Source organism: Luteibacter anthropi, from assembly GCF_011759365.1.
Classification (GTDB): domain Bacteria; phylum Pseudomonadota; class Gammaproteobacteria; order Xanthomonadales; family Rhodanobacteraceae; genus Luteibacter; species Luteibacter anthropi.
Window position 1 is genome coordinate 1 of the sequence record NZ_JAARLZ010000006.1, and the last position, 26,393, is coordinate 26,393.

Annotated in this window: 21 protein-coding genes, 2 tRNA genes and 1 pseudogene; 14 read left to right on the plus strand and 10 right to left on the minus strand. The window is 64.5% G+C overall.

What is annotated here, in order from left to right; translation table 11 throughout:
- The 5 genes and pseudogenes from HBF25_RS22680 to HBF25_RS11720 form a co-directional block, all read left to right on the plus strand.
- Positions 1–114: pseudogene (locus HBF25_RS22680) on the plus strand (IS30 family transposase); the annotation flags it as partial.
- Positions 115–637: 523 nt separating this feature from the next.
- Positions 638–2,524: a M13 family metallopeptidase gene (locus HBF25_RS11705; RefSeq protein ID WP_208392551.1), complete on the plus strand. Its 1,887-nt coding sequence runs from the start codon at positions 638–640 to the stop codon at positions 2,522–2,524.
- 116 nt (positions 2,525–2,640) lie between these two features.
- Positions 2,641–5,136, plus strand: a complete 2,496-nt coding sequence (locus HBF25_RS11710) for a type IV secretory system conjugative DNA transfer family protein (protein ID WP_166948619.1) — start codon at positions 2,641–2,643, stop codon at positions 5,134–5,136.
- Positions 5,133–6,416, plus strand: a complete 1,284-nt coding sequence (locus tag HBF25_RS11715) for a hypothetical protein (protein ID WP_166948621.1) — start codon at positions 5,133–5,135, stop codon at positions 6,414–6,416. The genes HBF25_RS11710 and HBF25_RS11715 overlap by 4 nt, the downstream gene beginning before the upstream one ends.
- 125 nt (positions 6,417–6,541) lie before the next feature.
- On the plus strand, positions 6,542–7,348 hold the full coding sequence (locus HBF25_RS11720) for a hypothetical protein (protein ID WP_166948623.1): 807 nt from the start codon (positions 6,542–6,544) through the stop codon (positions 7,346–7,348).
- A gap of 206 nt (positions 7,349–7,554) precedes the next feature.
- Here HBF25_RS11720 and hutI read toward each other — a convergent pair whose 3' ends face one another.
- Genes hutI through HBF25_RS11735 form a run of 3 tightly spaced genes read right to left on the minus strand, consistent with a single transcriptional unit; the run spans position 7,555 to position 11,734 of the window.
- Positions 7,555–8,784 (minus strand): imidazolonepropionase, encoded by a 1,230-nt coding sequence (gene hutI, locus HBF25_RS11725; protein ID WP_166948625.1) that lies wholly within the window; start codon positions 8,782–8,784, stop codon positions 7,555–7,557.
- Positions 8,781–10,166: a chloride channel protein gene (locus HBF25_RS11730; RefSeq protein ID WP_166948626.1), complete on the minus strand. Its 1,386-nt coding sequence runs from the start codon at positions 10,164–10,166 to the stop codon at positions 8,781–8,783. Before HBF25_RS11730 ends, hutI begins: the two co-directional genes overlap by 4 nt.
- Complete coding sequence (locus HBF25_RS11735) at positions 10,163–11,734, minus strand: bifunctional GNAT family N-acetyltransferase/carbon-nitrogen hydrolase family protein (protein WP_166948627.1); 1,572 nt, start codon at positions 11,732–11,734, stop codon at positions 10,163–10,165. Before HBF25_RS11735 ends, HBF25_RS11730 begins: the two co-directional genes overlap by 4 nt.
- Positions 11,735–11,887: 153 nt before the next feature.
- Here HBF25_RS11735 and HBF25_RS11740 point away from each other — a divergent pair, with 153 nt between their 5' ends.
- Positions 11,888–13,243 carry a formimidoylglutamate deiminase gene (locus HBF25_RS11740; protein ID WP_166948629.1) on the plus strand — a complete coding sequence of 452 codons (1,356 nt, stop codon included), beginning with the start codon at positions 11,888–11,890 and terminating at the stop codon, positions 13,241–13,243.
- Here the strand turns inward: HBF25_RS11740 and HBF25_RS11745 are convergent.
- Together HBF25_RS11745 and HBF25_RS11750 are read right to left on the minus strand one after the other, a co-directional pair.
- A complete protein-coding gene (locus tag HBF25_RS11745; RefSeq protein ID WP_166948630.1) occupies positions 13,207–13,635 on the minus strand; it encodes a hypothetical protein in 429 nt (142 codons plus the stop codon). The genes HBF25_RS11740 and HBF25_RS11745 overlap by 37 nt on opposite strands.
- Positions 13,636–13,654: 19 nt before the next feature.
- Positions 13,655–16,084: a DUF3772 domain-containing protein gene (locus HBF25_RS11750; protein ID WP_166948632.1), complete on the minus strand. Its 2,430-nt coding sequence runs from the start codon at positions 16,082–16,084 to the stop codon at positions 13,655–13,657.
- A gap of 160 nt (positions 16,085–16,244) precedes the next feature.
- On the opposite strand from HBF25_RS11750, the gene tpiA reads away from it, so the two are divergent.
- From tpiA to HBF25_RS11770, 4 genes are all read left to right on the plus strand, one after another.
- Complete coding sequence (gene tpiA / locus HBF25_RS11755; protein ID WP_166948633.1) at positions 16,245–16,997, plus strand: triose-phosphate isomerase; 753 nt, start codon at positions 16,245–16,247, stop codon at positions 16,995–16,997.
- A 24-nt stretch (positions 16,998–17,021) separates the two neighbouring features.
- The gene (gene secG, locus HBF25_RS11760; protein ID WP_166948635.1) at positions 17,022–17,477 is read left to right on the plus strand and encodes a preprotein translocase subunit SecG; all 456 of its coding nucleotides are present in this window, start codon (positions 17,022–17,024) and stop codon (positions 17,475–17,477) included.
- A 28-nt stretch (positions 17,478–17,505) separates the two neighbouring features.
- Positions 17,506–17,590 (plus strand) — tRNA-Leu (locus HBF25_RS11765).
- 118 nt (positions 17,591–17,708) lie between these two features.
- Positions 17,709–17,793 (plus strand) — tRNA-Leu (locus tag HBF25_RS11770).
- 333 nt (positions 17,794–18,126) lie between these two features.
- On the opposite strand, the gene HBF25_RS11775 is transcribed toward HBF25_RS11770, so the two are convergent.
- Positions 18,127–18,711, minus strand: coding sequence for an NADPH-dependent FMN reductase (locus HBF25_RS11775; RefSeq protein ID WP_166948636.1), 585 nt, complete (start codon positions 18,709–18,711; stop codon positions 18,127–18,129).
- A 241-nt stretch (positions 18,712–18,952) separates the two neighbouring features.
- Between HBF25_RS11775 and HBF25_RS11780 the strand changes: the two genes are divergently transcribed.
- On the plus strand, positions 18,953–21,049 hold the full coding sequence (locus tag HBF25_RS11780; RefSeq protein WP_166948638.1) for a putative bifunctional diguanylate cyclase/phosphodiesterase: 2,097 nt from the start codon (positions 18,953–18,955) through the stop codon (positions 21,047–21,049).
- Positions 21,050–21,068: 19 nt separating this feature from the next.
- Here the strand turns inward: HBF25_RS11780 and HBF25_RS11785 are convergent, their stop codons facing one another.
- From HBF25_RS11785 to HBF25_RS11795, 3 genes are all read right to left on the minus strand, one after another.
- The gene (locus HBF25_RS11785; RefSeq protein ID WP_166948639.1) at positions 21,069–21,416 is read right to left on the minus strand and encodes a hypothetical protein; all 348 of its coding nucleotides are present in this window, start codon (positions 21,414–21,416) and stop codon (positions 21,069–21,071) included.
- Between the two features lie 171 nt (positions 21,417–21,587).
- Positions 21,588–21,923 carry a tRNA-binding protein gene (locus HBF25_RS11790; protein WP_166948641.1) on the minus strand — a complete coding sequence of 112 codons (336 nt, stop codon included), beginning with the start codon at positions 21,921–21,923 and terminating at the stop codon, positions 21,588–21,590.
- Positions 21,924–22,051: 128 nt separating this feature from the next.
- Positions 22,052–22,618 (minus strand): DUF924 family protein, encoded by a 567-nt coding sequence (locus HBF25_RS11795; protein WP_166948642.1) that lies wholly within the window; start codon positions 22,616–22,618, stop codon positions 22,052–22,054.
- A 176-nt stretch (positions 22,619–22,794) separates the two neighbouring features.
- On the opposite strand from HBF25_RS11795, the gene HBF25_RS11800 reads away from it, so the two are divergent.
- Positions 22,795–23,154, plus strand: coding sequence for a DUF1304 domain-containing protein (locus tag HBF25_RS11800; protein WP_166948643.1), 360 nt, complete (start codon positions 22,795–22,797; stop codon positions 23,152–23,154).
- A 13-nt stretch (positions 23,155–23,167) separates the two neighbouring features.
- Here the strand turns inward: HBF25_RS11800 and HBF25_RS11805 are convergent, their stop codons facing one another.
- On the minus strand, positions 23,168–23,332 hold the full coding sequence (locus tag HBF25_RS11805) for a hypothetical protein (RefSeq protein ID WP_166948645.1): 165 nt from the start codon (positions 23,330–23,332) through the stop codon (positions 23,168–23,170).
- A gap of 55 nt (positions 23,333–23,387) precedes the next feature.
- Between HBF25_RS11805 and HBF25_RS11810 the strand changes: the two genes are divergently transcribed.
- Positions 23,388–25,100 carry a patatin-like phospholipase family protein gene (locus HBF25_RS11810; protein WP_166948646.1) on the plus strand — a complete coding sequence of 571 codons (1,713 nt, stop codon included), beginning with the start codon at positions 23,388–23,390 and terminating at the stop codon, positions 25,098–25,100.
- 229 nt (positions 25,101–25,329) lie between these two features.
- Positions 25,330–26,382, plus strand: coding sequence for a ribosome small subunit-dependent GTPase A (gene rsgA, locus HBF25_RS11815; protein ID WP_166948648.1), 1,053 nt, complete (start codon positions 25,330–25,332; stop codon positions 26,380–26,382).
- Positions 26,383–26,393 lie beyond the last annotated feature (11 nt).

The following is a 26,393-nucleotide window of genomic DNA, read 5'->3' on the forward strand; positions in this document are numbered from 1 at the left end:
ACCCAGGCCCAGCTCAATGCCGTGGCCAAAGAACTAAACCAGCGACCTCGGCAGACACTGGGCTTCCAGTGTCCGGCTGAAGTACTTCATCAAACTGTTGCACCGACCGGTTGAGATCGCCGGATGTCGAGTCAGGAAACCCCGCCCGCTCCCCGGGCCCGAAGGGGCGTAAGCCATAAGACACTGAGCCGCGCAGCGGCTCCTCCTTTCCCGAGGGACACCGCAGGCCGGAGCGACAAGGGCCACGCCACAGGCGCCGAGCGCGAGGCCGATAGGCGAGCCCTTGCTACGGAGCGGAAACCCACAAAGGCCGGCGTTTCTACGGAGCACACGCATCGCCGATGCGAGCGGCTCCCACCCCTTCGGTAGGCAGCTTGGTTTTGCTACGGAGCGCACCGTTTCAAATGGTCGCGCGCAGGCGCGCTCCTACAGAAAGCGGGGTGAGGTGGCGTCGGGTCCTGCAGGCGAGCAGAATCGGCGATTCATGCATTGGGGAGATGCAGGAATGATCCGTTCTGGATGCCTATGGGTAGGTGTGTTGATGTCGGGGATGGCGTACGGCGTTCAGGCGCAGTCCGTCGCAATGCGGCCAGTGATCGGCGACTTTGGATTCGATACGACCGGCATGGATCGGTCTGTGCGTCCGGGCAACGATTTTTATGTCTACGCCAGCGGCGGCTGGACCCGAAGCACATCGATACCGGCATCCAAGGCCAACTATGGCCAGTTCGCCCGACTGGCCGACATCAATACCGAGCGCGTCGGCGACATCTTGACCGAAGCGGCGAAAGACCCTTCCAGCCGCATCGGAGCTGCTTACACCAGCTATCTCGATGAAAAGCGTGTGGAGGCGCTCGGGCTTTCGCCTTTGCGGCCCTGGCTGGATCGCATCGACACGATGGGTGACAGGGCAGCTTATCGTGCGCTTTTGCCGGATGCGGCGGCACTGGGTATCACCGTGCCCATCCGGATCGAGGTGGGGCCTGACGATGCGCATCCGGACACCTATATTCCGATCGTGTCGCAGTCCGGTCTGGGCATGCCCGATCGCAGCTATTACCTGTCCGCCGATGCGCCCATGCCCGAGGTACGCAACGCATATGTGGTGTGGCTGACGCATGCATTGCAAGCAACGGGGCAGCACGATGCCGCCCGACGCGCCCGTGCCGTGCTGGCGTTCGAGACGGAGATCGCCAAGGTCAGCTGGACACCCTTGCAGAATCGCGATGCCACGAAGACCTACAACCGGACCACGCTTGATGCGCTGGCAAGACAGACCTCCGGCCTCGGCATCAAGGCATGGTTCGTCGGACACGAACCCGCCGGGGATGCCGTGGTGGCGATGCAGCCCGACGCCATTGCGGCGATTGCCGTCATCATCGCGAAGACACCCATGGATGTGTTGAAGGATGCCCTGCGTGCGCAGAGCCTGCATGCCTTCGCGCCCTTTCTTCCCGATAGCGTGGGCGATGCGGATTTTGCGTTCTACGGCAGGGTGCTCGATGGTAGCGAAGCCCGCGAGCCGCGCAAGGCGCGCGCTGCGGATTTCGTCGTGGACGCCGTGCCTGACGATGTAAGCCGTATCTATGTCGCCCGATGGTTCACGCCGGAGACGAAGGCGGCGGCCCTGGCGATGGTGAAAAACATCATCGCCGCGATGGACAGGCGTCTTGATGCGGTGAGCTGGATGTCGGCCGCCACGAAGGCCCGGGCCCATGCCAAGCTGGCCGCGTTCACGCCACGCATCGGCTATCCCGATCGCTGGCACGACTACACGGGGCTGACCATGCGTGCCGACGACCTGCTGGGCAATGCGATACGTGCGCGTCGCTGGCGGCACGACTGGGACATGGAACGCATCGGCAAGTCGCTCTACCGCTGGGAATGGTCGGCCACGCCCATGACGGTGGATGCGTTCGCCAACTATCCGACGATCGGCATCACGTTTCCGGCGGCGATCCTGCAACCGCCGTTCTTTGATCCCCATGCCGATGCGGCGATCAACTACGGCGGCATCGGTGCCGTGATCGGCCATGAGATGAGCCATCAGTTCGACGACCAGGGTGCGAAGTACGACGAGAAGGGGCGGCTGGCCACGTGGTGGACGCAAGCCGACCTTGATGCTTTTCATGCCAGTACCGATGCGCTCGCGAAGCAATTCTCGGCATACGAGCCACTGCCCGGCATGCATATCGACGGCCAGCTCACGCTCGGCGAGAACATCGCCGATCTCGCCGGCTTGACCGTCGCCTATGATGCCTACAAGGCATCGCCCGAAAGCAAGACGGCGAAGATGATCGACGGCTTCACGCCGGACCAGCGCTTCTTCCTCGGTTGGGCACAACTATGGCGCCTGAGTTATCGCGACGCGGACCTCCGGCGTCGCTTGCTGACCAATGGGCATGCCCCGGCGATACAGCGCGTGTGGACGGTGCGGAATCTCGATCCCTGGTATGGCGCCTATGGCGTGACCCCTGGACAGGCGTTGTACCTGGAACCCTCGGCACGAGTGCGTATCTGGTAGGTGGGTGCCTCCAGGTATCGTTCGGCGTCGCGGCTTGACGCTCACGGGGTTACTGGCGATGTTTGGCTGTCGGCTCGTACCGGCTCATGCATGGATCAAGGACACAGCGTGGAACGATGAAAGGACTGAATCATTGGGTGGTGTGGCTGGCGAGTTTGCTCGCCTTGTTCTTGGGCTGGTGGCTGGCGGGGGTGTTCAACCTCTATCTGCTGGGCTTGCCGGTCGAGGGTGTGCCGCCATGGAACAGTTACGGGCCGTATGTCCGCGCGCTGGGCATGCCTGAGCTGGCGCCGTTCGTCGGCAAGGTGCGGGTGGCCGGCTTGCTCGGATTCGGCAGCGCCTTGGTCGCCTGGGGCGTGATCGCCAAGGCGCTCCAGGGATTCGCACGGCGAATGAAACCCACAAAGCGCAAGGCGGCCCCGATGCGCTTCGCGCCTGGCGCCTGGATCGATAAAGCGGGTTACACGACGGTCGGGCCGGGGCGTCCCTTGTGGGGCCGTCGCCGCGACAAGCGTCTGACGGCATCGGGTCACCTCCTCGTCGTGGCGCCACAAGATGAACGGTGGCACGACGCATTTGTGCTGCCCAATCTCCTGGCCTGGGAGGGGCCTGCGCTGGTGGTCGATCGTGGAGGGAGGGTGTGGCGCGAGACTTCGGGTTACCGGGCTTCGCTGGGCCAAGTCCGGGCCTTCGCTCCTTTCGGTCACGGCGACGTGGCGGCACGCTGGAATCCCCTCGATGATCTTCCCCGGCATGAACCGGAGCGCTCGCTGGCCTTGCAGGCCATGGCACGTCATATCTACACCGACCACCAGGGGCACCGACCGATTCCGCACGATGTCGTGAGGGCGTTCCTCGCCCTCGCGCTTTTCGTGCTGGACGATCGCGAGGATGCGTTGGAGAAGGGCCTGATACCGTCGGCGGCCACGCTGGGCGACATCTGGACTTTATGCGCCCAGGCCGGCGGCCTGCGCAAGGCACAGATGAAACGTCTGGCCGACAAGCCCTTTATCGGCGTTGTCACAAGGGATCGCATCGAGCGACTGCTGGCGATGCCAAGTCGCGATCTCGATGTCCTGATGTCGCGAGCGGCCGAGCCGCTGCGGTTCCTCGCCGACCTGCGGGCACGGGAAGCGATCTCCGCCAGCGACATCGACCTCACCGCCTGGGCGTCGGGGGCAGGAAGCCTTTACGTGGGCTGGCCGGACGACCGCGATCATGGCGGTACGTGGCTGGTGTCTTACATCCTCGAACGCGCCCTTGTCGCCTTGGCGGCACGTCAGGCGCCAGCCACGGCGCTGTGCGTGCTCGACGGACCCGACACGATCGGTTCGCTGCCGTCCTACGAGCGCTCGCTGTACGAGGCGAAGATGCGGGGCGTCCGCGTGCTGCAACGTACGAGCGGCGGCAGGGAGTGGGTTCGCCATTACGGTGAGGCGGGAGGCCAGCGCGCGCTGGGTGCCTTCGATCTTCGCGTGTTCGCCGGCGGTGTCGCGTCCGGTGGCGCCTCGGACCCCGACGACCTGTTCGTGTTCCCTGCCGGCGAAGGCACCCGCTTCGATCATCGCCGCTGGCCCGCCCTGGCAGGTCACATCGCCACCCAGGGAAGCGAGACCCTGGTCGCACTCCAGCGCGGTATCGAGTTCGCGCTGCGTTGCGACACGCTACGCTACGACAAGGACCCGCTTCTCGCCTCGCGCCGATTACCGCCCGTCCCGACGATGCCGTCGCCTGGAGACCATGCCATGCCAAGCAAGACCCTGAAGACCGTGGGCGCGACTGCCGCGCTGGCGCTTGCCGCCAGCGCCACGACGTATGCCGGCCAGCCTGTGGCGAACAGCGGGCCGAGCGTCGCCATGCATGACGATGCGCCCGCGCATTCGGGCAGTCATGCATCCGATGCATACGACGACAAGCCTGTCGAGGCGACGTTGGGATCCAGGGTGTTCGCCTTTCCCAGAAATATGTATGCGCGACAGCAGGGCCCTGACTTCCAGGGCTCGGTGTCACTCATGTTGAGGTGGCCCGACCTGAAGGCCTATCCGCCAGGGGCGATTGCCGATCCGGCATGGAACGAGGCCTATCTCGACGATGCCGTCGCGATTCAGCCGCTGGTTGTCGAGGGGCGTACGCCGCAAGACATGCTCGACAAGTCGATCCAGCCCAATGCCTGGGACGACGCCGCGGATCCTTCGCTTCACTTGCGCACCCGAAAGGAAGGAGAGCCTCGCTTCGGTCTCACGCCGTATTACATCGATCGTGCTGCGCTCCGCGCCTATCTCGAACATAGGGGCGCGCCGGTTGAGGAAAGCGACCTGAACAGCCTCGGCAAGGACTGGTACGTAGCCAAGGATGCCGCCGGGCACGTGACGACCTTCATCCAATGCAGTCCGCGGGAGTTGAAGGGCGCCGCCCTGGTGGGGCATCACGTGGAGTCGCTACCCGTGGGCGTCGACAGGGGCATGTGCAAGCACGTGTTCGTGATGCCTGAATATGGGCTCTGGATCACGACCACCTATCTGCGGGCCTACCTGGAAGACTGGAAGAAAATCCAGGACCGGGTAATCCGAATATTCCATGAAGGATCTCGTCACGAAGGAGGCAAGGGATGAGCGGCTTGAACGAAAAGGACATGACGATACTCGGGTCCTACGCCAAGGACGGTAACCGTGAGCGTTATTGGAATTACCTCGCCCAGCATCCTGGCAACGATGGTTACGGTCTTCTTGCCCTGGGTGTCGTCCGTAACGACAACATGCCGGGTGCGGTCGCCAACGCCTATGCCCAGGCATATGCGCAATCGCACAACGGTGTGAAACTTGACGAACGCGCGTGGGAAGGGTTTGGACGAGACCTGGTCCGTGACGATTTCAGTCGAAGGGTCGCGCAGTTCAACGCCGGGCATCCGGACAAGGCGCTCAATCTTCCCGCCAGCGACATCCAGGAGTGCCACCGTGCGACGTTTCAGAGCCGGCATATCGGTGCCGATGCCTGGACGCCGAACATCCTGCTCGACGCGGCACGAAAGAAGGGTGGCGATGGCGAGATGGAGAAAGTCTGGCATTCGATGCTCGACAACAGCCACTATGGCGCCGACCGGATGGCGAGCACGACGCGAAATACCGCGCATGACTATCGGGAGCAGATTCCTAATCCAGGTGTCTACTACGCGTCCCTGACGGCGGCCGCCGTCACGGCCACGAAGAGCGGGCGCTATACGGATGTCGATCACATCGATCAAGGCATCATGCATTACGAGTTCAATCGGCGAGACAAGAGCTGGAGTGTTTCCGCCGATTCGGACGTCGCGGAGTTCGGCTTCAGGAGCCCATCGTTCCGCGTCGACGACCCTAAGAAAATCGACGAATTGAACGACGCGCGCGCCGTTCGCCTCGAACGGCAGGCGGCGTCGGAAAAAATCCATCCCGAAGATCCTCATCGCTCGATCGCCCCGAGTCCGTTCACGATCTCCGACGCAGGCAAGCCCGCATCGGCCGAGACGCAGCTCGCGAGCGGTCGCTCCATCGAACCGGGGCTTTATGACGACCTCAAGAAACGATTGCCTGAAGGGACGTCGGAGGATCGAGTGGCGCAGGTGACACTCGCCGCGAAACAGGCGGACATCCGTGCAGGCGAGGTAGCCGGCCTGTCGATCCAGGACGACAAGACATTGCAGATCCACGGCACCCGTCCCGGGGATCGCGCCCAGGTCGATCTGTCGACGCCTCCACCGACCGTCGGTCAGACCGTTCAGATGGCGGAGGCTCACGCGCAGCAGCAGGCCGGCTCTATGGGGCAGTTCCAGGCGCAGCAGGCACAGGTCGAGGCGCAGGCACAGCAGCAAGCCCAGGCCCAACAAGGGGCGTCCATGGGTGGTCCTCGCTTGGGTTGAGCACCCGGCGCAAGCGTCGGCCGCCTGGAGACCATGCCATGCCAAGTCAAATCCTGAGGGTCGTGGTGCTGGCGCTCGTCGCCAGTGCCACGATCGCCTGTTCACCACCGGCGCCATCGTGGTAGATGAGCGAAGCTCAACTCGCCGAGCAGGCGAAGAAAGACGGCTTGACGATCGAGCAGGAGCGGGAGCTACGTCGCATAACGGGGCGACCGGACCCGGGCTATCACTTCGAGGGATACAGCGATAAACGGGTCGAGGCCACGCTAGGGCCGCATGTGTTCGGCTTTCCGATGAACCTGTACACCCATCAGACGGGGCCCGATTTCCAGGGAAGCGTCAGCCTCACGCTTCGATGGCCGACCTTGCAGCCTTTCGCGCCCGGGGCGAAGTACGATGCCGCGTACAGCACGGCCTATATGGACGAAAGCGTTCGTTTTCAGCCTACCTTCGTCGACAAGGTTTCCATCGAGTCGATACCGGGCCGGTACATCCAGCCTTCTCCGAACGATCACGACAGTCCGATCACGCATATCGCACTGCGCTTGCAAGGTGAGGACACGTACGGTTTGACTCCCTATTACGCCGATATACCGGCGATTGCCCGTTACCTCGGCGAGGAGGGGAGACCCGTCGATCGGGAACACGCGATCGCCGCCGGAGACGATTGGTTCCTGGCGCGCGACGGTGAGGGACGCATCACGACTCTCATTCGATGCGATAGCCGGGAAATCAAGGGCGCCTCGCTCAAAGACGGCCGCCTGGAAGATCTTCCGCCGGGGGAATCACGTGGCATCTGTCACCATCAGATAGCCATTCCCTCGCTGAGCCTGGCGGTCGACATCACGTATATGAGGGCATATCTTCTGGACTGGAAGAAGATCGAGAGTCGCGTGCGCGAAGTGTTTCTGGACGGCGCATCGCATGAGTGATTTTAAGGATCGCCAAGGCAAGGTTCTCCCGAGGATCGATCCAGGCCCGCGTCGTCAGGTCGAGCAGGGCGAATATGGCGGCAAGGAAGAGGCCGCAGGTCGTTCGAGGTGTAAACCATGTCCTGGCACACCTGTCAGCCATGTCTCCGGTCTATCCACGTTCGCAGGAACGACGGTGGGTGGCATTGCCTACCTGCCATCTATCGTTAAGGCAAGCGCTCCCCATGCACCCAGCTCTGCCGTAGCAGTCCGCCACCGATCCAATAGCAAAGTTCCGGCAAGTGACGAACGTCCCAAACGGCAACGTCCGCACGCTGTCCGACGGCGAGCGTGCCGCGGTCGTCGAGGCCGAGGGCGCGGGCCGCGTGTTGCGTGGCGCCGCGCAGGGCTTCTTCGGGCGTAAGACGGAACAGCGTGCAGGCCATGCTCATCGCCAGGCGCAGCGAGAGCAGCGGCGATGTGCCGGGATTGAGGTCGGTGGCGACCGCCATCGCGACACCATGGCGACGGAAGGCATCGATGGGTGGTGGACGCGTGTCGCGTAGCGCGTAGTACGCGCCCGGCAGCAGCACGGCGACGGTGCCGGCGTCGGCCATGGCGCGCACGTCGTCTTCGTTGGTCCATTCCAGATGGTCGGCGGAAAGACCCTTGTAACGGGCCACGAGTCCGCTGCCGCCGAGGTCGGAGAGCTGTTCCGCGTGCAGCTTCACGGGAAGGCCCAGCGCGGTCGCCTTGGCGAAGAGTCGTTCGGTCTCCGCCAGGGTAAAGCCGATGCCTTCGCAGAAGGCGTCGACCGCGTCCACGAGGCCTTCTTCCGCGAGGGCGGGCAGCATGGTGTCGCAGACCAGTGCGACGTAGTCGTCGCGGCGGTTGGCGTATTCCGGCGGCAGGGCGTGCATGCCGAGGAAGCTGGTGCGCACATCGATGCCCAGTTCCTGGCCGATACGACGCGCGACGCGCAGCATGCGCCGTTCCGCGTCGGGCTCCAGGCCGTAGCCGGATTTGATTTCCAGCGTCGTCACGCCGTCGGCGAGCAGGGCGCGGGCGCGCGGCAGCGATTGCGCGAGCAGTTCATCCTCGTCGGCGGCGCGGGTAGCGCGCACGCTGGAGACGATGCCGCCGCCTTTGCGGGCGATTTCTTCGTAGCTGGCGCCTTCCAGGCGCAGTTCGAATTCCTGTGCGCGATCGCCGCCGAAGACGAGATGGGTGTGGCAATCGACGAGTCCTGGCGTGACCCAGTGACCGGGGAGGGATTCGACGCGATGCGACAGTGTTCCAGGTTCGCCCGGTAATTCCTCACGAGGGCCGGCGAAGACGATGCGTCCGTCCTTCCAGCCGATGGCACCCTGTTCGATGGCACCGTAGGGCTGGCCGTTGTCGGTGAGCGTGGCGAGGCCGACATCGAGCAGGAGGTGGTCCCAGCGGATGTCGGTCATGCGTTCTCTCCTTCGTTTGCCGGGGTTTCGCGACGCAGGCGTTCTTCTTCGTACTGCGCGATCAGGTTCTCGGCCAGCGCCTTGTACACCGGTACGCGGCACACGAGCGCGGACACGGCACGCGCCAGCAGGCAGGCTGCCATGATCGGCAGCGCCATCTGCCTGTTGGCAGTGAGTTCGAGCGAGATGACGGCGGCGGTCAGCGGTGCCTGCGTCACGCCGGAAAGATACGCCGCCATGCCGAGCAGCACGACGGCGGACGTGTCGGCGCCGGGAAGCAGGTTGGCGATGTTGTCTCCCAGGCCCGCACCCACGGCGAGTGCGGGAGAGAAGATGCCGCCCGGAATACCCGCCCACGACGAGGCGATGTTGCCGAGGAACTTGAGCACGCCGAAGATGGGGCCGGTGTCGCCGTGGCCTTGCAGGATGTCGCGTGCCTGCGCATAGCCCGTGCCATACAGGCCGTTTGCGCTCAGCAGGCTGAGCAGCACCAGCGCAAGGCCGCAGGCGGCTGCGAACACGACGGGCTGGCGGGCGCGCAGGCGACCGACGATGCCGCGCAGGCCGTTGGCGGATGGCACGATGAGCCTGGCGAACAAGCCGCCGGCCAGACCGCCGACGATGCCGGTAAGCAGTACGGCGATCCAGGCCTTGCCGAAGGGCAGGCTGGCGGTGATGTCGCCGAAGTAGGCGTAGTTGCCGACGATGCCGAGTGAGACGACGCCGGCCACGATCACGGCCGTAAGCAGTGTGCCGCTCATGCGATGCTCGAAGGCGCCGGACATCTCCTCGATGGCGAACACCACGCCGGCCAGCGGTGTGTTGAATGCTGCGGCCAGGCCTGCGGCGGAACCGGCGAGGATGAAGCGCCCGGCCGCGGTGGGATCGGCGAAGCCGAAGCGTCGCCCCATCGTATAGAGCAGGCCGGCGCCGACATGCACGGTGGGGCCCTCGCGGCCGACCGAGGCGCCGCCGAGCAGGGCGGCAAGGGTGAGCGCCATCTTGCCTAGCGCCACCTTCAGCGAAAGCAGGCGCGAGCGGAAGCCTTCGTCTTCGATCTTCAGTGCGGCGATGGCCTGCGGAATGCCCGAGCCACGCGTGGCCTTGAGTGCGCCCTGGGTCAGCCAGGAGAGCAGGGCAAACATTGCCGGTGTGATGAGCAGCGGCACCCACCAGCCGTGCGAGGCCACGCGATGGAACAGTTCAAAAGCGTAGTCGGCGGCCTTGGCGAAGAACACGGCAGCGAGACCGACGACCACTGCGCCTGTCCAGAACAGGATGCGTCGCCGCCACTGGGTGGGCGACAGCCATTCATGCTGGCCGAGGTCTTTCAGGCGCTGAAGGCGCGAGGCACGCGTGCCTTCGATGGGTTGTTCGCTCATTTGCCCTCCGGTGCCCGGGCCCAGCGCACCTCGTAGAGGTCGTAGCGACGGTCTTTCAGGTTTTGCACGGCGCCGGAATTGCGGGCGCGGGCGAGGTTTTCCAGGCGCAGGTCGGCAAACAGCACGGTTTCGATGTTCGGGGTGGAGTCGGCGGCGATGCCGTCACGCGCGAACGGGAAATCGCTGGGCGTGAGGATGCAGCTCTGGCCGTACTGGATGTCGAAGTTGTTCACGCCGGGCAGGTTGCCGACGTTGCCCGAGAGCACGACGTAGCACTGGTTTTCGATGGCACGGGCCTGCGAGCAATAGCGCACGCGCAGGTAGCCCTCGCGCACATCGGTGCAGAAAGGCACGAACAGGATCAGCGCACCCTGGTCGGTGAGATGGCGGGCCACTTCGGGAAACTCCGAGTCGTAGCAGATCATCACGCCGATGGGGCCGCAGTCGGTCTGGATGGTGGCCGCTGCATCGCCGCCGGTGATGTTCCACACGTTGCGTTCGCTGGGCGTGGGGTGAAGCTTCTCGCGCTCATGGATGGAGCCGTCGCGCAGGCACACGTAGCAGACGTTGTGGATGTCGCCGTTGGGCTGCCGGGTGGGGTGCGAGCCGCCGATGATGTTGATGTTGTAGTGCACGGCGAGGCGGTGGAACAGCGCCTTGACCTCGTCGGTGTATTCGGAGAGGCGACGGATCGATTCCACCGGCGACAGCTCTGCATTTTCGATGGAAAGCAGCTGCAGGGTGATCAGCTCGGGGAAGGCGACGAAGTCGGCGTCGTAGTCGGCGGCGATATCGACGAAGTATTCCACGTGCGAGGCGAATTCCTCGAACGAGGAAATGCGCCGCTGCTGGTACTGCACCGAGGCCACGCGCACCGAATCGGGCAGGCGATGGCTCTGCGAGACCTTGGGTGTGTCGGGGTGGTTGAGTAGTTGCGGATTGCGCCAGATCAGATGGGCCGCATAGCCCAGCGACTCATGGTCGGACGGCACGTACTCGCGCAGCAGGCCGATCACCTCGAAGCCGTTGCGCAGCTGGAAACTCAGCGTGGGGTCGCGACGGGTGCCATCGACCACGGCCTGCACATAGGCTTCGGCGCTGCCATAACGGGCTACGGCACGGGCAAGTCCCGGCATGCGGCCGCCGAAGACGATGCCGCGCAGCTTCAGATCGGTGCACAACCGCTTGCGCGCGTGATAAAGGCGCTGGCCGATGCGCATGCCCCGGTATTCCGGGTGGACCACGACCTCCATGCCGTATAGCCAGTCGCCCTTGGGGTCGTGACGCGAGGCGAAGCCGCCGCCGGTGATCTGCATCCACGTGTGCGGAGCGAGCGCCACGGATTCGTTGATGCGGAAGGTGGCGCAGAATCCCACGATGGTGCCTTCGTACTCGACGACGAACTGGCCTTCGGGGAAATGGGTCTGCTGGCTGTGCAGCATCTCGGCGGAATGACCCCACTCGGCCGTATAGACACGGGCGGTGAGGGCGACGAGGGCCGGCACGTCCGAAGGACGCGCCAGTCGAAGCGTGAGCTTCGGGGTCTGGGCGGCGGTTTTCTCGGTCATGCGGCCAATTATGCTCCCCTTTCCCTTGTAGGAGCGCGCCTTGCGCGCGACCGGGGTACTTCACAGTTCATCGTTTTGCCGATACCGGTCGCGCGCAAGGCGCGCTCCTACAATGCGTTAGCATTCACCGCATCCCCATGATGGATATCTCCCATGCCACACGCCACCTATTCCGCAGATTTCCTCTGGCAGGACGCCGCCTGGCAGGCAGGACAGGCCGGCCTTGTGGTGGAGGGCGGGCGCTTTGTCCGGGCGGGGGACGGTGGCGAGCGGGTGGGGCGCTTCGTGCTGCCCGGCATGCCGAACCTGCATTCGCATGCGTTCCAGCGTGCCATGGCCGGCCTGGCAGAGCGCCGTGGTCCGGGCGAGGACAGCTTCTGGACCTGGCGCGAGACGATGTATGCCTTCGCGGAGGCTATCGATCCGGATGACCTGAAGGCTATTGCCACCCAGCTTTATATCGAGATGGTGAAGGCAGGCTATACCCAGGTCTGCGAATTCCACTACCTGCATCACGGCCCTCGCGGCGTACCGTATGCCGACCCGGCGACAATGTCGCTGGCATTGATCGAGGCGGCGAAGGAAGCCGGCATTGGCCTGACCCTGCTGCCGGTGCTCTACATGACCGGAGGCTTCGACGGTCGCGCGCTTTCCGAGCGGCAGCAGCGCTTTCGCCATGACGTGGGGCAGTACGTGAACCTGCTGGAGCGGCTGGTGCCGATGCAGCACGACATGCTGCGCATCGGTATCGCGCTGCATTCATTGCGCGCGGTGCCGGAAGACGCCATGCGCGCCTTGCTTGCCACGAGTGTTTCGCGCGACCTGCCTATCCATATCCATATCGCCGAGCAGATCGGCGAGGTGCAGGACTGCCTCGCGGTGCGTGGCGCGCGACCCGTGGAGTGGTTGCTCGATCATGCCGACATCGATCCACGCTGGACCCTGATCCATGCCACCCATCTGACCGGTCAGGAAACCGATCGCATTGCAAAGAGCGGTGCCGTGGCGGGCCTGTGTCCCACCACCGAGGCCAACCTCGGCGACGGACTGTTCCCGCTGGCCGATTTCATCGATGCCGGAGGCACATTGGGCATCGGTTCCGACTCGCATATCTCCGTGTCGCCGGTGGAAGAACTGCGCTGGCTGGAGTACGGGCAGCGCCTGGTGACGCGGCATCGCAACGTGGCGGCGCGCCATCCGGAAGAGAGTGTCGGCAACACGTTGTGGCAGAGGGCGCTCGATGGCGGCGCACGTGCTTCCGCAGCTGACATCGCGCGCCTGGTTCCTGGTGCGCGCGCCGACCTGCTCGTACTCGACGAGCGCTCGCCCCTGCTGGCCGCGCGAGGCGAGGCCGACGTACTCGACACGTTTCTGTTTGCTGGCAATACGCCGCTGGTGCGCGACGTGATGGTGGGTGGCCGCTGGCGCGTGCGCGATTACGCACACGCCGCCGAAGAGGCGGCCGCGAAGGCCTACCGCGTGGTGGTGGAGAGGTTGGCCGCGGCCTGAGATACCGGGCCCGACGAACACTTCGACTTGCCGTAGAGGCCTTCCGCCGCTGGCTCGTTCTTTTTCGCGGCCTCGGGTGAGGCGTAGATGGTCACGCCCAGGTCGCAGCGGTTTTCGCGAAGGGTGAGGCGCACGGTGTCCATGCGCGTGGGCGGCGTGTCGTCCAGCGTGCACTTGCTGTCCTGCGCCAGGCGCAGGGTGACACTGTCGCCTTCCACCGCGAGCACGTCGTAGTGGGCGTTCTGGCAGCCCTTCCAGCTCAGGGTGTCCTTGTCGATGCTGAGCATGCGCAGGCCCTGGAACGCATTGCTGTAAGGCTCCCAGTCGCCGGCCAGCCAGGCCGGTGCCGGCTGTGCGGAGGACATCAGGACGAGGGCGATCAGGGGATGCATCGGGTACTCCGGTTCGTTCTCAGGCGTTGCTGTCGGGATCGGTCGAGGCCTTCGGTGCGCCTGCACCGGTCGGACCTGCGATGTCGGGTGTCTGACTGCCGGTGCGCAGCACGAGATCCTGCGGACGCAGCAGCGGGATGCCGGCACCGCGCAGTCGCGCGATGAAGTCGAACAGCAGGTCGCTCTTTACGCCGCCCACGTCGCGCGGGCCGCCCACGTAGCAGGTGGTGGCGAAGGTCATGGCCGTACGGTCGATGCTGTCGAGGGTGACCGACGGTGCGGGCGCTTCCGTGACTGACTTGTGCGCATGCATGGCGTCGAGCAGGTGCTGCCGCACGTCGACCGGATCGCTGTCCAGCGGCATCGGCAGCTTGATCAGCACCCGCCCTTGCGGATTGGCCATGGTCATGTTGCGCACGGGCTTGGTGATGAACGACGAATTGGGCACGATGATCGTCGAACGGTCCGCCACCTGGATTTCCGTGGCGCGCACGTTAATGCGACGGATGTCGCCCTCGGCATCGTCCAGCACCACCCAGTCGCCGACCTTTACCGGTCGCTCGGCAAGCAGGATCAGGCCGGAAATGAAGTTCTGCACGATCGCCTGCAGGCCGAAACCGATGCCCACCGAAAGCGCCGAGGCCACCCAGGCGATGTTCTGCAACGACAGGCCCATCGTGACCAGGGCGACCGATGCGACCAGGACCATGCCCACATAGCCCAGCAGGGTGGTGAGCGAGCTGCGCATGCCCGGATCGATGGCGGTGCGCGGCAGGTACTGGTTGGACAGCCAGTTCTTCACCACCCGCACGGCAAGCAGGCCGACGAAGAAGATGGCGATGGCGGTGAGGATGCGATCGGGCTGCATCTTCATGCCGTAGATTTCGATCGACTGCAGCTTGCCGCTGAAGGCGACGATGTCGGAGGCGCCGGCCCCGAAGCCCGTGGCCACCACGGTCAGGGCAAACAGGAACAGGACCAGGCGCGACACGCCCGACAGCACGACGCCGGCCTGGTCGAGCAGCTTCGGGTCCATCCCGAACACGGCCTGCGCGCGTGCGCTCATCGGGCCCTTCTCGGACAGCAGGGTTTCGAAGAGATCGTCCACCAGGCGCATGGCGAGATACGTGGCGGCCACCACGATGATCGTCCAGACCATCTGCCCGGCCATGAAGGCAGCGAAGGCGATGAAACCGGTCAGCAGGCCCAGCCACGTCGCGACGATGGATACCCACGCCGCGGCAATGAAAACGCTGGCCCAGACCGGCCGCGGCGCGGGAGGCGTGCCATCTACCGAGTGATGATGCGAGCGGCTGAGGCGACTGAGCGCCACGGCAGTGAGCACGGTGAGCACCACCGCTTCGAGGCTGCTGGTGGCCACCGTGGCGGACAGGCTGTTGCCGACGGTGTGGTTGAGCTTGTGCAGGAACTGGAACAGCACCGTCGCCAGCGAAAACAGCATCGGAAAGCGACGCAGCTGCATCGCTGTTTCATCCGGGATGGCGGGCAGGCGCCAGGAGGGACGCTTGGCGGAAAGCAGGGCACGGCCCAGGCCGGCGATGAAGGCACCCAGGAAGACCAGCGCGACCAGGGTATGGGCGATCTCGTCCGTTTCCGGGCTGAAGGTGTCGCTCCAGTTGAGGCCCAGGTAGAACAGCTGCGTGCCCAGGCCCGTCGTGAGCGTGGAGGTCAGTGCCACGCCCAGGATCAGCGCCGAGCGGCGCAGGCGACCCGGCGGCATGCGGTTCGCGGTGAGTTCGCGGGCGCGGTGCTCCAGGTACAGGCGCACCACGCTCATGAGCAGCAGCCCCGCCAGCACGCAGCTGATCAGCGCCGTGCGGTTGCCCTGGGTCCAGCTGTTGGAGACGTCGTCGCGCACCGTGCCCACGAAATCGCGGACATTGGCCATGTCGCGAGGGAAGGCGGCGGCGGGTTCGGCCCAGAAGGCCCGGGATAACAGGGAATTCGTGCGCCGGGAGATCATTTCCTGGAAACGGATGCGGCGCAGGTCGGAAAGCTGGTTACTGGTCTGCTGGGCTTCCAGCGCGATGCCGTTGGCCTGCTTGATCTGCGCATCCACGGCATCGAAGGCTTTCTGGGCGTCCTTGCGCGAGGCAGCCAGTTCCGGGGCTTCGCGGGTACCGGCGGCGGGCGCGGGGCCGAGCTGGTCGAGGCGGGCCTTGGCCGACTCGCGTCCCTGCTGGAGCGAGCTGGCTACCTTCTGTGCCTTGCTGCCGATGTCCGAGGTGTTGCTGCGCAGGTCGTCGATCGCCGAATCGGTGATCTTCTCGTCCTTCATCGACTTCTCGACCTGGTCGAGCTGGCCGCGGAGGTCGTCGATCTGCTGCGCCGGGGTGGCAGTGGTGGTGGTGTCGTCCGCGCTCTGGGCGTGGAGGCCCCCCGCGAAGGCCAGGATGAGCAGGATGAGGAAAATTCTGAGGGTGCGCATGGCGGGATGATCGAAGCCGGGGCGGGGCAGGTCAAATACCGGATAGTGCGTTACCCTCGGTGAACGTCATGTGCGCCGTGCCCGATGCGGCAATGCAGCTTTGCCGTCCGCAAGACGGCCGCTATCCTGCCGCCCCTTTGTCACCGCCTGGATGCTCACCATGCGCAAGAAGCTGGTCGCCGGAAACTGGAAGATGCATGGCTCGCGTGCCATGGCGGACGCCCTCGTGCGCGAGATCGTCGAGAATCTTCCCGATGGCACCGACGTGCTGGTCTTCCCGCCGGATGTCTACCTGGCCGAGCTGGCCGGCAAATACGGCGACCGTGGCCTGGGATTCGGTGCGCAGAATCTCTCCGAACATCATGTGCAGGGTGCCTATACGGGCGAGATCTCGGGAGGCATGCTGCATGACGTCGGCGCGCGCTGGGTGCTCGTGGGCCATTCGGAGCGCCGCCAGTACCAGCATGAATCCGACGCGCTCCTCGCGAAGAAATTCGAAGCCGCCCTCCAGGCTGGCCTCACGCCGATCCTCTGCGTGGGCGAGACCCAGGAAGAACACGAATCAGGCCGTGCCGAAGAGGTGATCGGGCGCCAGCTCGCCGCCGTGCTCGACCACAACGGCATCGAGGCTTTCCGCCGGGCGCTGGTGGCCTATGAACCCGTCTGGGCCATCGGTACGGGCCTCAGCGCCACCCCGGACAAGGTGCAAAAAATTCATTCATTCATCCGTAGCCAATTGGCAAAGAAGGATGCTAATATCTCGCTCCTCACCCGGGTCCTCTACGGTGGAAGCGTCAAGCCGGCCAACGCGGCTGAACTTTTCGCCCAGCCCGACGTGGACGGTGGGCTGATCGGCGGTGCTGCCTTGGTGGCTTCCGATTTCCTGGATATATGCGCCGCGGCGCGTCGATAGCGCGACACGGTAGACCGAGAAGACATGTTCATTCTCTTCAGCGTTTTTTATATCCTGATCGCCGCGGCGATGATCGTGCTGATTCTCATGCAGCGCGGCGCCGGTGCGGACGCAGGTTCTGGTTTTGGTGGCGGTGCATCCGCCACGGTGTTCGGTGCGCGTGGCTCGTCGAGCTTCATGACTCGCGCGACGGCCATCCTCGCTGGTCTGTTTTTCCTGCTCAGCCTCGGCATGGGCATTTATCTCAGCCACTCGGGCAACGCTGCCCAGCCGGCTGCAGATCTTGGCGTGATGTCCGGAGCCACCACTCCGGCAGCTCCCGCCAACACCGCTCCGGTCACCCCGGCGTCCGACGTGCCCAAGGCACCGGCAGCCAATGGTGATACCCCGGCTGCCACGGCACCGGCAGCAGCGGCCAACGATGTTCCGGCTGCAAAGCAGGAAGCCGCCAAGGCTCCCGCTGAGCCTGCCAAGAAGTAATAGCGGTACACCAGAGTTTCAGAGTTATGCCCAGGTGGCGGAATTGGTAGACGCACTACCTTGAGGTGGTAGCGGCTTCGGTCGTGGGGGTTCGAGTCCCCCCTTGGGCACCAACAAAGATCCGATGACCTCCATCGGATCGCAGGACGACCCGCGAAGGCGGGTCGTTTTGTTTCGGACCTCTTCGGTGAAGTGTGTTCGAGAGGTTTGAAGTGACAATCTAAGCAACATGCCCAGGTGGCGGAATTGGTAGACGCACTACCTTGAGGTGGTAGCGGCTTCGGTCGTGGGGGTTCGAGTCCCCCCTTGGGCACCATTATTGAAAACCCTCTCCGTATGCGGAGAGGGTTTTTTTATTGCCTTGCTTCGTAGGCAGGGCTCGCCTTGCGGCCTCGCGCTCGGTGCCTGCTGCGCCGCCTCTCCCCACGTGATCGCGGCGTGTTGTAGGAGCGCGCCTGCGCGCGACCGTTCATGGCGCAACCCATCACCATTCTCGCTCCACCGGTCGCGCGCGAGGCGCGCTCCTACAGGGATACGGGGGCGTGGTGCGAATAATTTGTAGGAGCGCGCCTGCGCGCGACCGGTTGTCGCGAAAAAGATGGAATCATTCGCCATACCGGTCGCGCGCAAGGCGCGCTCCTACAGGGGGTTATGCCTTGCTTTGTGATGTGTGCGCTGCTCGGGCCAGGGCCTCGCCTACGCCGTGCGTGGAGCGTCGGCTGCGCTCGTCTTTGATGCGTCCCTCGTCGTCGAAGGCCTGGTGTGCCGAGCCCAGCGCGATGTTTTCCGGGATCACGGTGAGGCCGATCTTGTGCAGGGATATCTGCAGGGCCGTCTGGGAGCGGAGGCCGCCGAGCAGGCCGGGCGAGGCGGAAATCACGGCGGCGAACTTGCCTTTGAAGGCGCCCAGTCCGGTGCGGTCGGTTTCGGTGGGGCGGCTGGCCCAGTCGAGGGCATTCTTCAGCTGGGCGGTGTAGCCGCCGTTGTGTTCGGGGGAGGCGATCAACAGGGCGTCGTGCTCGGTGATCTGACGCTTGAACTCCAGCGCACCGGCAGGAAAGCCATGCTCGTCCTCATGGTCGCCGTCGTAGACGGGCAGGGCCAGGTCGGCGAGGCGCAGGACGGTGACTTCCGCACCCGCGGCGCGGGCGCCGTCCACGGCCTCGGTCAGCAGTTTGCGATTGAGCGACTCACGGCGCGAGCTGCCGGCGAAGGCGAGGATCCTGGGTGGCATGGGAGGTCTCCTGATCGGGGATGGGCAAGGTCGGATGGGCTGGTGCGCCAATTCATCGATAGTCGCCTGATCGCCCTGAAGATCGCAATGTCATGCGAGCCACGACGCCATGGTCCCATCCATCGACGGATTGGCCTGACCGGCGTACCTTGCGTTCAAGTCGTTGTCAGATTTGCCGATAATGCGCATGTCGCCCGCATTCCCACCTCTGGCCTGAGAAAGGCCCTACCGGCCCCTTCTCATGCCCTACGTGTCACTCGACCCGGTTTTTTCAACGCTTCCTGCGAGCTACAGCCTCGTGCTGGTGGCGTTTTCGCTGATCGTGGCCATCCTGGCCTCCTATACCGCCCTCAACATGGCCGGGCGCGTGGCGGGGACGACAGGGCGGACGTCGTTGCTATGGCTGGTGGGCGGCTCGTTTGCCATGGGCTTCGGCATCTGGTCGATGCACTTCATCGGCATGCTGGCTTTCAGCCTGCCCATCGCACTGGGATACGAGGTCGACCTCACCCTGTGGTCGCTGGTGATCGCTATCGTGTCGTCGGCCTTTGCCCTGTGGCTGGTCTGCCAGAAGACACTGCCCTGGGCGCGGCTGTGCCTTGGCGCGCTGCTGATGGGTGCCGGCATCGCGGCCATGCACTACACAGGCATGGCCGCCATGCGCATGATGCCCGGCGTGACCTACGACGCCACGCTGTTTACGGTGTCGGTCGTGATTGCGGTGCTGGCTTCAGGCGCAGCGCTCTGGATCGCTTTCCGCCTGCGCGGTGACGGTGAGCGCGTGCTCTACGCCCGCGTGGGGGCCTCGCTGGTGATGGGCTGCGCCATTGTCGGCATGCACTACACGGGCATGGCTGCCGCGCGCTTCCCCGTGGGCAGCTACTGTGGTGCCGCATTCAACGGCATCGACACGAAGTGGCTGGCACTCGTGGTGATCGTCATCAGCCTTGCCGTGTTCGCCATCGCGCTGGTCGTATCGATGCTGGATGTTCGCGCCGGACTGCTCGCCAGTTCGCTGGATCGCGCGCAGAGCGAACTGATGCAACTGGCCCTGCACGACAACCTCACCCGGTTGCCCAATCGCGTGCTGCTGGGCGATCGCATCGAGCAGGCGATCCACAAGGCGACGCGGGAAAAACGCCAGTTCGCCGTGCTGTTCATGGACCTCGACGGTTTCAAGGCGGTGAACGATGTCTATGGCCACCATGCTGGCGACCTGTTGCTGAAGGAGGTCGCGCGACGCGTACTGGGCACCAAGCGCGACGAAGATACCGTGGCCCGCCTGGGCGGCGACGAGTTCGTGATGGTGATGGATGTCGACCGGCCGGAAGACGCCGCCGAGCGGGCGCAGCAGGTGGTGGATGTGCTGAATGCCGCGTATGTCATCCACGGCACCAGCATGCATGTATCGGCCAGCGTGGGTATTGCGATATTCCCCGAGAACGGCCTGGGCATCCATGACCTCATGGTCAACGCCGACGCGGCGATGTACCACGCGAAGGAACAGGGTCGTAACGGCTACTGCTTCTTCGAAAGCGCCATGAATGCCAACGTCCATCAGCAGCTCAAGCTGCAACAGGACCTGCGCCGTGCGCTGGATCGCAAGGAGTTCGTGCTGCATTACCAGCCGAAGATGGTGTCGCCGAACGGACCGATGATCGGCGTGGAAGCCTTGCTGCGCTGGAAAAAACCCGAAGAAGGACTGGTGCCGCCGGACACCTTCCTTCCGGTGGCCGAGCGCACGGGCCTGATCGTGCCCATCGGCAACTGGGTGATCGACGAAGCATGCCGCCAGATGCGTACGTGGCTCGACGAAGGCCACGAGGGCTGGACGGTGGCAGTGAATCTTTCTGCCATGCAGCTTACCCATAGCGGTCTGGTGGACGTGCTGCGCAGTGCGCTGGCGCGTCACGGCCTGGAAGGCCGCCACCTGGTGCTGGAAGTGACCGAATCCACGGCCATGCGCGATGCGGAAACCAGCCTCGCGATTCTCAACGAGGTTGCCGAACTGGGCGTAGGGATATCCATCGACGATTTCGGCACGGGCTATTCGAGCCTGCTTTACCTCAAGCAGCTACCGGCCGACGAGCTGAAGATCGACCGGGGGTTCGTGACCGAGCTGGCCCAGGGCAATGACGACGAAGCCATCGTGTCCGCCATCGTCGCCCTGGGCAAGACGCTTGGCCTGAACATCGTGGCCGAAGGCGTCGAAACCGCCGAGCAACAGGAGCTGCTGACCCGCCTGGGTTGCAATGCCCTGCAAGGGTATCTTCTGGGCAGTCCCGTTCCAGCCGATCAGTTGTCGCGCAGCGTCACGGCGATGCTGCCGTCGTCGTAACGACGGCAGCATCGGTACCTCACTTCGTCTTCTGCCGATGGATACGGCGGCTGTCGTGGTTGAGCGACTTGTTGAGGTTGCCCTGTTCCTTCTTCGTCAGGTGTCCACCGTTCTTCGCTTCATCGCGGCTTTCGCGCTGGGCGATGTTGGCGTCCTGCTTCTCGTCGCGCGCCGCCTGGGCGCCGTTCATCGTGCCGTTGGCCTCGCCGTTGGCGATGCGCTGCTGCTGGTTGTCCAGGCGCTGGTTCACTTCGTTGACGCGCGGATGGCCCGGAACGGGGGTGGCGTCCTGGGCGACGCTGGCGCCTGCGGAGAGCGCAAAAGCCAGGGCGAGGCCCAGGGGGGCGAAGCGGGACGTCAGGTTCATGGTGGTTCCCTCTGATAGGTGGTGGGCGCCGGGCCGGGAGATGGTCCGACGGACCCGCCATGGCGTTCATGGAGGGTCACGAGGCGGCGAACGCGGCCCCCGGGCGATGCGTTGACCATCGGGAGGTTGCGGTTTAGCCGCCGTTCGTGAAGGTGACCTCGCCGGACGGGATCAGGCCAGGCGCGAGCCGTTCGGCACGGGGCGCTCCACCGTGGCGATCACCACGCCCTCGTCGGTATGGAAGCCGGTGAGCAGGAACTGCGACAACAGGGGGCCGATCTGTTTCTCGGGGAAATTGATCACCCCGATGATCTGCCTGCCGACGAGGTCTTCCGGGGCGTACACGCCGGTGACCTGGGCGCTGGTCTTGCGTTCGCCGTGGGGGCCGAAGTCCACCCATATCCGGTAGGCGGGGCGACGGGCCTCGGGAAAGGCTTCCGCGCGCACGACGGTGCCGGCGACGAGCTGCACTTTCTCGAAATCGGCCCAGCTGATGGTTTCGCTCATGTCGGGAGAATCCTTCGTTGGAAGGCTTTCAGCATGCCGCGAAACCATCGGAAACGCTTGGCGCTGTCTTGGGCGTTCTTGGCCCGGACTCGCGTCTTACGGTTCCAGGTACTGAGCACCCTCGGTCGTCAGCCGGAGAATCCGCCGTTGTCGAGGAAGGCCTGCTCTTCCGACGTGGTGATGCGGCCCAGCTGCTCGTTACGGTGCGGGAAGCGGCCGAATGCCTCGATGATTTTCCGATGCTCGATGGCATAGGGAAGGAACGGTTCGCCGAGCGCCGTGAACAGTGCGACCGACAGGTCCTGGTCGGCCATGTTTTCGGAGTGTTCGAACGGCAGGTAGCAGAACGATCGCATATCGTGATCGTGTGCCTTGTCGAAGCCATGTTCCAGTGTGTGCCGTGCGACGAAGCGCGCGAGCGGATCGGTGGCGTACATGTGGCCGCAGCCGCGCAGGGCATTGCGCGGGAACTGATCGAGCAGGATCAGCAGGGCGAGGCAGCCGTCCGCCGTATCCATCCAGTGATCCAGTTCGCGGCGTGCCGCGGCGAGGTGTGCGCCCAGGAAATGATCCCGGAAGACGCTATCAAAATTCTCGTCTTTCGCAAACCAGTATTCGTAGCCGGCCGCACGCCAGAACCGCAGGATGCGGTCCGGCGTTTCCGGTACGGCCAGGGGAGGCAGGGCGTGTTCCATGCGGTATTCCATGTGATGGCAACGCCGCGATGATGCCGCCTGCCTGGTGGTATAGCCACCTTTGATGAGGGGGACCTGCCCGGTGAGCCACCATGCTGACGGTGTTTTCCGCGCCCTCCCGTCGATAGCCATTGCCGTTATGCTTTGCCACCGACCCCGTCCTACAAGGAAGCTCCATGGCCCTGGCCGCCACCGTACTCACCGTGCTGGTGATCCTGATCCACCTCTACATCGTGTTGCTCGAAATGGTGCTGTGGCGTTCACGGGGTCCCAGGGTCTTCGGCATCAGCGCGGATTTCGCGCGCGACACCAAGGCGCTGGCTTCGAACCAGGGCTTGTACAACGGCTTTCTCGTCGTAGCACTGGTGCTGGGTCTGGTCCTTCGCGAACCGTTTGCCACGGCCTTTGTTTTTTATGGGCTGGGCTGCGTCATCGTGGCCGGCTTGTGGGGAGCGCTGACGGCGAATCGCCGCATTCTTTATGTGCAGGCGTTGCCGGCCGCTCTCGCGTTCGTGGCGCAGTGGATGACTCACTGAGCGGCATCTCGTATCACGTATGCGCGTAATCGGCATAAATGCGTGATGCAACCCGGTTTTTTCCTAAAACCGGCAAACGAGGCATGCCGCTGGTCTTTCTGTCGAACAGGCGGGTAAAAGCCTGTAATAACGAGGGATTGCCGGAGGGATGCACCATCTGAACGCCGCCGGGCTTCATGGCAGTCACGTTCTCGCATGGTATGTCCCTGCGCCTCTTCGTGGCGGAACGCGGCATGGCCGAGACCGAAATACCCCTTGCCCGACCCGACCGGTCGCCGCCTTGCCGCCCGGCAACGTTCGAACTGGGGCTTGCTCTTGCGGGGGCGGTGTCCGGAGGCGCCTATGCCGCCGGCGTGCTCGACTTCCTCTACGAGGCGCTTGAGCGCTGGTACGCGGCCCGTGAGCGCGGGGAAAAGGTACCCGCGCACGACGTGCTGCTTCGTGTCATCTCGGGTGCCTCCGCCGGTAGCGTCAACGGGCTCATTTCAGCCGTGGCGCTGCCTTATGCGTTTGCGCATGTCCATGCATCGGATACGCAAGGTGGCGGAGCCAACCCTTTCTACGATACCTGGGTACGACGTATCGACATCAGCTGGCTGCTGGGAACGGGGGATCTCGACGACCCGACGCAGCCCATCGTGTCGTTGCTGGATTCGCGTTGTATCGACCGCATCGCGGAGCATGTACTTGCCTTCGAGGGGCCAGCCATGGCGCGCCCCTACATTGCCAGTCCGCTCAAATGCATTTTTACCGTCACCAACCTGCGTGGCATGCCCTACCGCGTACCGTTCGCGGGGAGCAAGTCGCAGCAGGCGCACAGCATGGTGGCGCACTCGGACTACCTGCGCTTCGCGGTGAATACGGGGCAGGGCATCTACGAACGGACCTGGGAGTATCCGGACGATCTCTACGTGGCGCATCCCAAGCAGCTCCCGGATCGCTCGTGGACGGCCATCCTGCGCGCATCGCTGGCCTCGTCGGCTTTTCCCGCCGGGTTGTGTTACCGGGGCATCGAGCGTCGCTGGAGCGACTACATGCAGCGCGCCGTGATGGTGCCGGATGTGAACGGGCGTGTGTCGATGGTGCCCATCCTTCCCGATGCCACGCGTTTGCCGGGGCAGGGCGCGACCTATCGTTTTGTCGCCGTGGATGGTGGCGCGATGGACAACGAGCCTTTCGAGCTGGCGCGCGTGGAGCTCGCCGGGGCGCTGGGCCGGAACCCGCGACGGGGCGATGAAGTCAATCGCATCGTGGTGATGATCGATCCGTTTCCCGAGCCGGACGACCTGGGCCCCGAGCACGCCGACGAGATCAACGTGGTGGAGTCGATGGCCGCGCTGTTTACCTCGTGGAAGCAGCAGGCACGCTTCAAGCCGGAAGAAGTGGCACTGGCGATGGATGACACGGTGTACAGCCGCTTCCTCATCGCACCTACCCGACCCTCGCCGCGCGATGGATCGCCACGCGTGGGCAGCCGTGCCATCGCCGCCGGTGCCCTGGGCGGCTTCTCCGGCTTTTTCAGCGAAGCGTACCGGAAGCACGACTTCCTGCTCGGCCGGCGCAATGCGCAACGATTCTTGTCCGAGCATTTCCTGGTGCCTGTCACCAATCCGATTGTTTCGGCGTGGGCGACCGATCCGGACATGCATTGTTTTCTCCGGGAGCGCGACGGAGCGCTTTATGCTCCCGTCATTCCGTTGATCGAAGCCTGCGATCCCGCTGCGCGCCAGGATCCGCTGCCGACGTGGCCCAAGGGAGCCTTCGATCCGGCGAGCCTGCAAAAGCCCCTGCGGAATCGTCTCCAGGCCCTGTATCGCGCGGGTACCAACAAGTGGAAAGACAAGCTGCTCACCTGGCTGGCATGGCGCTTCTACGCCCGCGGCAAGCTGATGGATATCGCCCGTCGCCGCGTGGAGCGTGCCCTGCGTGATGCCGACCTGTGGTGATGCAGTGCTTGCAAGGGCCGTAGGGCGCGGCTAACCTTTGCCTCCCGTCCACCCTGTTGCGAGGTATCGAACGATGATTGTTCACATCCCTGCCTACGCCGGGTCGACGCGTTCCTGATTTTTCCGCCGGTCCATTGACCGGCTCTCCCGCAGTTTCGCGTCGCACCCAGGCCTCATGCCGCGGTTTCCTTCCGGAATCCGCCGTATCTTCCTGCCCAGGGTTACACGCATGCCATTCCATGGATATTCCCTCGACCAGCTCGGCTGGCGGTCCGACTTCGCCCGTACGCTGACCGTCGAGGATTTCGAAAGCGGATTTCCCGCCCGTATCGTTGCCGTGCATCGCAGCGGTATCGTTACGCTGTCTTCCCGGGGGGCGATTCCCGCCGTGGTACCACCGTCCATCCACGCGGAGGCCTCGCTGGCCGTCGGCGACTGGGTGTTTCTGGAGAATGATGCCGATCGTGTGTTGCGTCTGTTGCCTAGACACAGTCTCATCGAGCGCGGCGCCGCAGGTGATGACCACCGTCGCCAGGCGATTGCCGCCAACGTGGATACCTTGTTCGTGGTGACCTCGTGCAATGCGGATTTCAATGCATCACGTCTTGAGCGTTATCTGGCCCTGGCTTTCGATGCCGGTGCCCAGCCGGTGGTGGTGCTGACCAAGGCGGACCTTTGCCCCGACGTCGGATCATATGTGGGGCAGGTGAGAGCCCTGGCGCCTGCTGCTGGCGTGGTCCCGCTCGATGCAACAGGTACTGACGTGACGCAGAGCCTCGCCCCCTGGCTCGTGCCCGGTTGCACGGTGGCTTTCGTGGGTTCGTCGGGTGTCGGCAAGTCGACCCTCACCAACGCCCTGGTCGGCGACGTGCAGCTCACGGGAGGTATCCGCGAGGACGATGCCCGTGGGCGGCACACGACGACGGCCCGTGAAATGTTCGCAGCCAGCGGCGGTGCGTGGGTCATCGATACGCCCGGCATGCGCGAACTGAAACTCACGAGCGATGCGCAGGCGCTGGAGGCGGTCTTCGCGGATATCGAGGCACTGGCCATGGACTGCCGGTTCCGCGATTGCCAGCACGAAGCTGACGCGGGTTGCGCCGTCACCAGGGCCTTGCACGACGGCGTGCTCGATGAACGTCGTTTCGCCAGCTATCGCAAGTTGCAGCGGGAGATCGCGGAAGCCGGCCGCAGTGTGCGGGAAAAGCGCGAACGCAGCCGGCAGTTCGGCAGCATGGGCAAGCAGGCCATGGAATCCAAGCGTAAACGGCAGGGACGCTGACAATTCGTGAC

Coding starts and splice junctions, on each gene's coding strand:
- HBF25_RS11710 (WP_166948619.1), top strand. CDS start 2,641: ATGAAAGGACTGAATCATTGGGTGGTGTGGCTGGCGAGTTTGCTCGCC.
- HBF25_RS11715 (WP_166948621.1), top strand. CDS start 5,133: ATGAGCGGCTTGAACGAAAAGGACATGACGATACTCGGGTCCTACGCC.
- HBF25_RS11720 (WP_166948623.1), top strand. CDS start 6,542: ATGAGCGAAGCTCAACTCGCCGAGCAGGCGAAGAAAGACGGCTTGACG.
- hutI (WP_166948625.1), bottom strand. CDS start 8,784: ATGACCGACATCCGCTGGGACCACCTCCTGCTCGATGTCGGCCTCGCC.
- HBF25_RS11730 (WP_166948626.1), bottom strand. CDS start 10,166: ATGAGCGAACAACCCATCGAAGGCACGCGTGCCTCGCGCCTTCAGCGC.
- HBF25_RS11735 (WP_166948627.1), bottom strand. CDS start 11,734: ATGACCGAGAAAACCGCCGCCCAGACCCCGAAGCTCACGCTTCGACTG.
- HBF25_RS11740 (WP_166948629.1), top strand. CDS start 11,888: ATGCCACACGCCACCTATTCCGCAGATTTCCTCTGGCAGGACGCCGCC.
- HBF25_RS11745 (WP_166948630.1), bottom strand. CDS start 13,635: ATGCATCCCCTGATCGCCCTCGTCCTGATGTCCTCCGCACAGCCGGCA.
- HBF25_RS11750 (WP_166948632.1), bottom strand. CDS start 16,084: ATGCGCACCCTCAGAATTTTCCTCATCCTGCTCATCCTGGCCTTCGCG.
- tpiA (WP_166948633.1), top strand. CDS start 16,245: ATGCGCAAGAAGCTGGTCGCCGGAAACTGGAAGATGCATGGCTCGCGT.
- secG (WP_166948635.1), top strand. CDS start 17,022: ATGTTCATTCTCTTCAGCGTTTTTTATATCCTGATCGCCGCGGCGATG.
- HBF25_RS11775 (WP_166948636.1), bottom strand. CDS start 18,711: ATGCCACCCAGGATCCTCGCCTTCGCCGGCAGCTCGCGCCGTGAGTCG.
- HBF25_RS11780 (WP_166948638.1), top strand. CDS start 18,953: ATGCCCTACGTGTCACTCGACCCGGTTTTTTCAACGCTTCCTGCGAGC.
- HBF25_RS11785 (WP_166948639.1), bottom strand. CDS start 21,416: ATGAACCTGACGTCCCGCTTCGCCCCCCTGGGCCTCGCCCTGGCTTTT.
- HBF25_RS11790 (WP_166948641.1), bottom strand. CDS start 21,923: ATGAGCGAAACCATCAGCTGGGCCGATTTCGAGAAAGTGCAGCTCGTC.
- HBF25_RS11795 (WP_166948642.1), bottom strand. CDS start 22,618: ATGGAACACGCCCTGCCTCCCCTGGCCGTACCGGAAACGCCGGACCGC.
- HBF25_RS11800 (WP_166948643.1), top strand. CDS start 22,795: ATGGCCCTGGCCGCCACCGTACTCACCGTGCTGGTGATCCTGATCCAC.
- HBF25_RS11805 (WP_166948645.1), bottom strand. CDS start 23,332: ATGAAGCCCGGCGGCGTTCAGATGGTGCATCCCTCCGGCAATCCCTCG.
- HBF25_RS11810 (WP_166948646.1), top strand. CDS start 23,388: ATGGCCGAGACCGAAATACCCCTTGCCCGACCCGACCGGTCGCCGCCT.
- rsgA (WP_166948648.1), top strand. CDS start 25,330: ATGCCATTCCATGGATATTCCCTCGACCAGCTCGGCTGGCGGTCCGAC.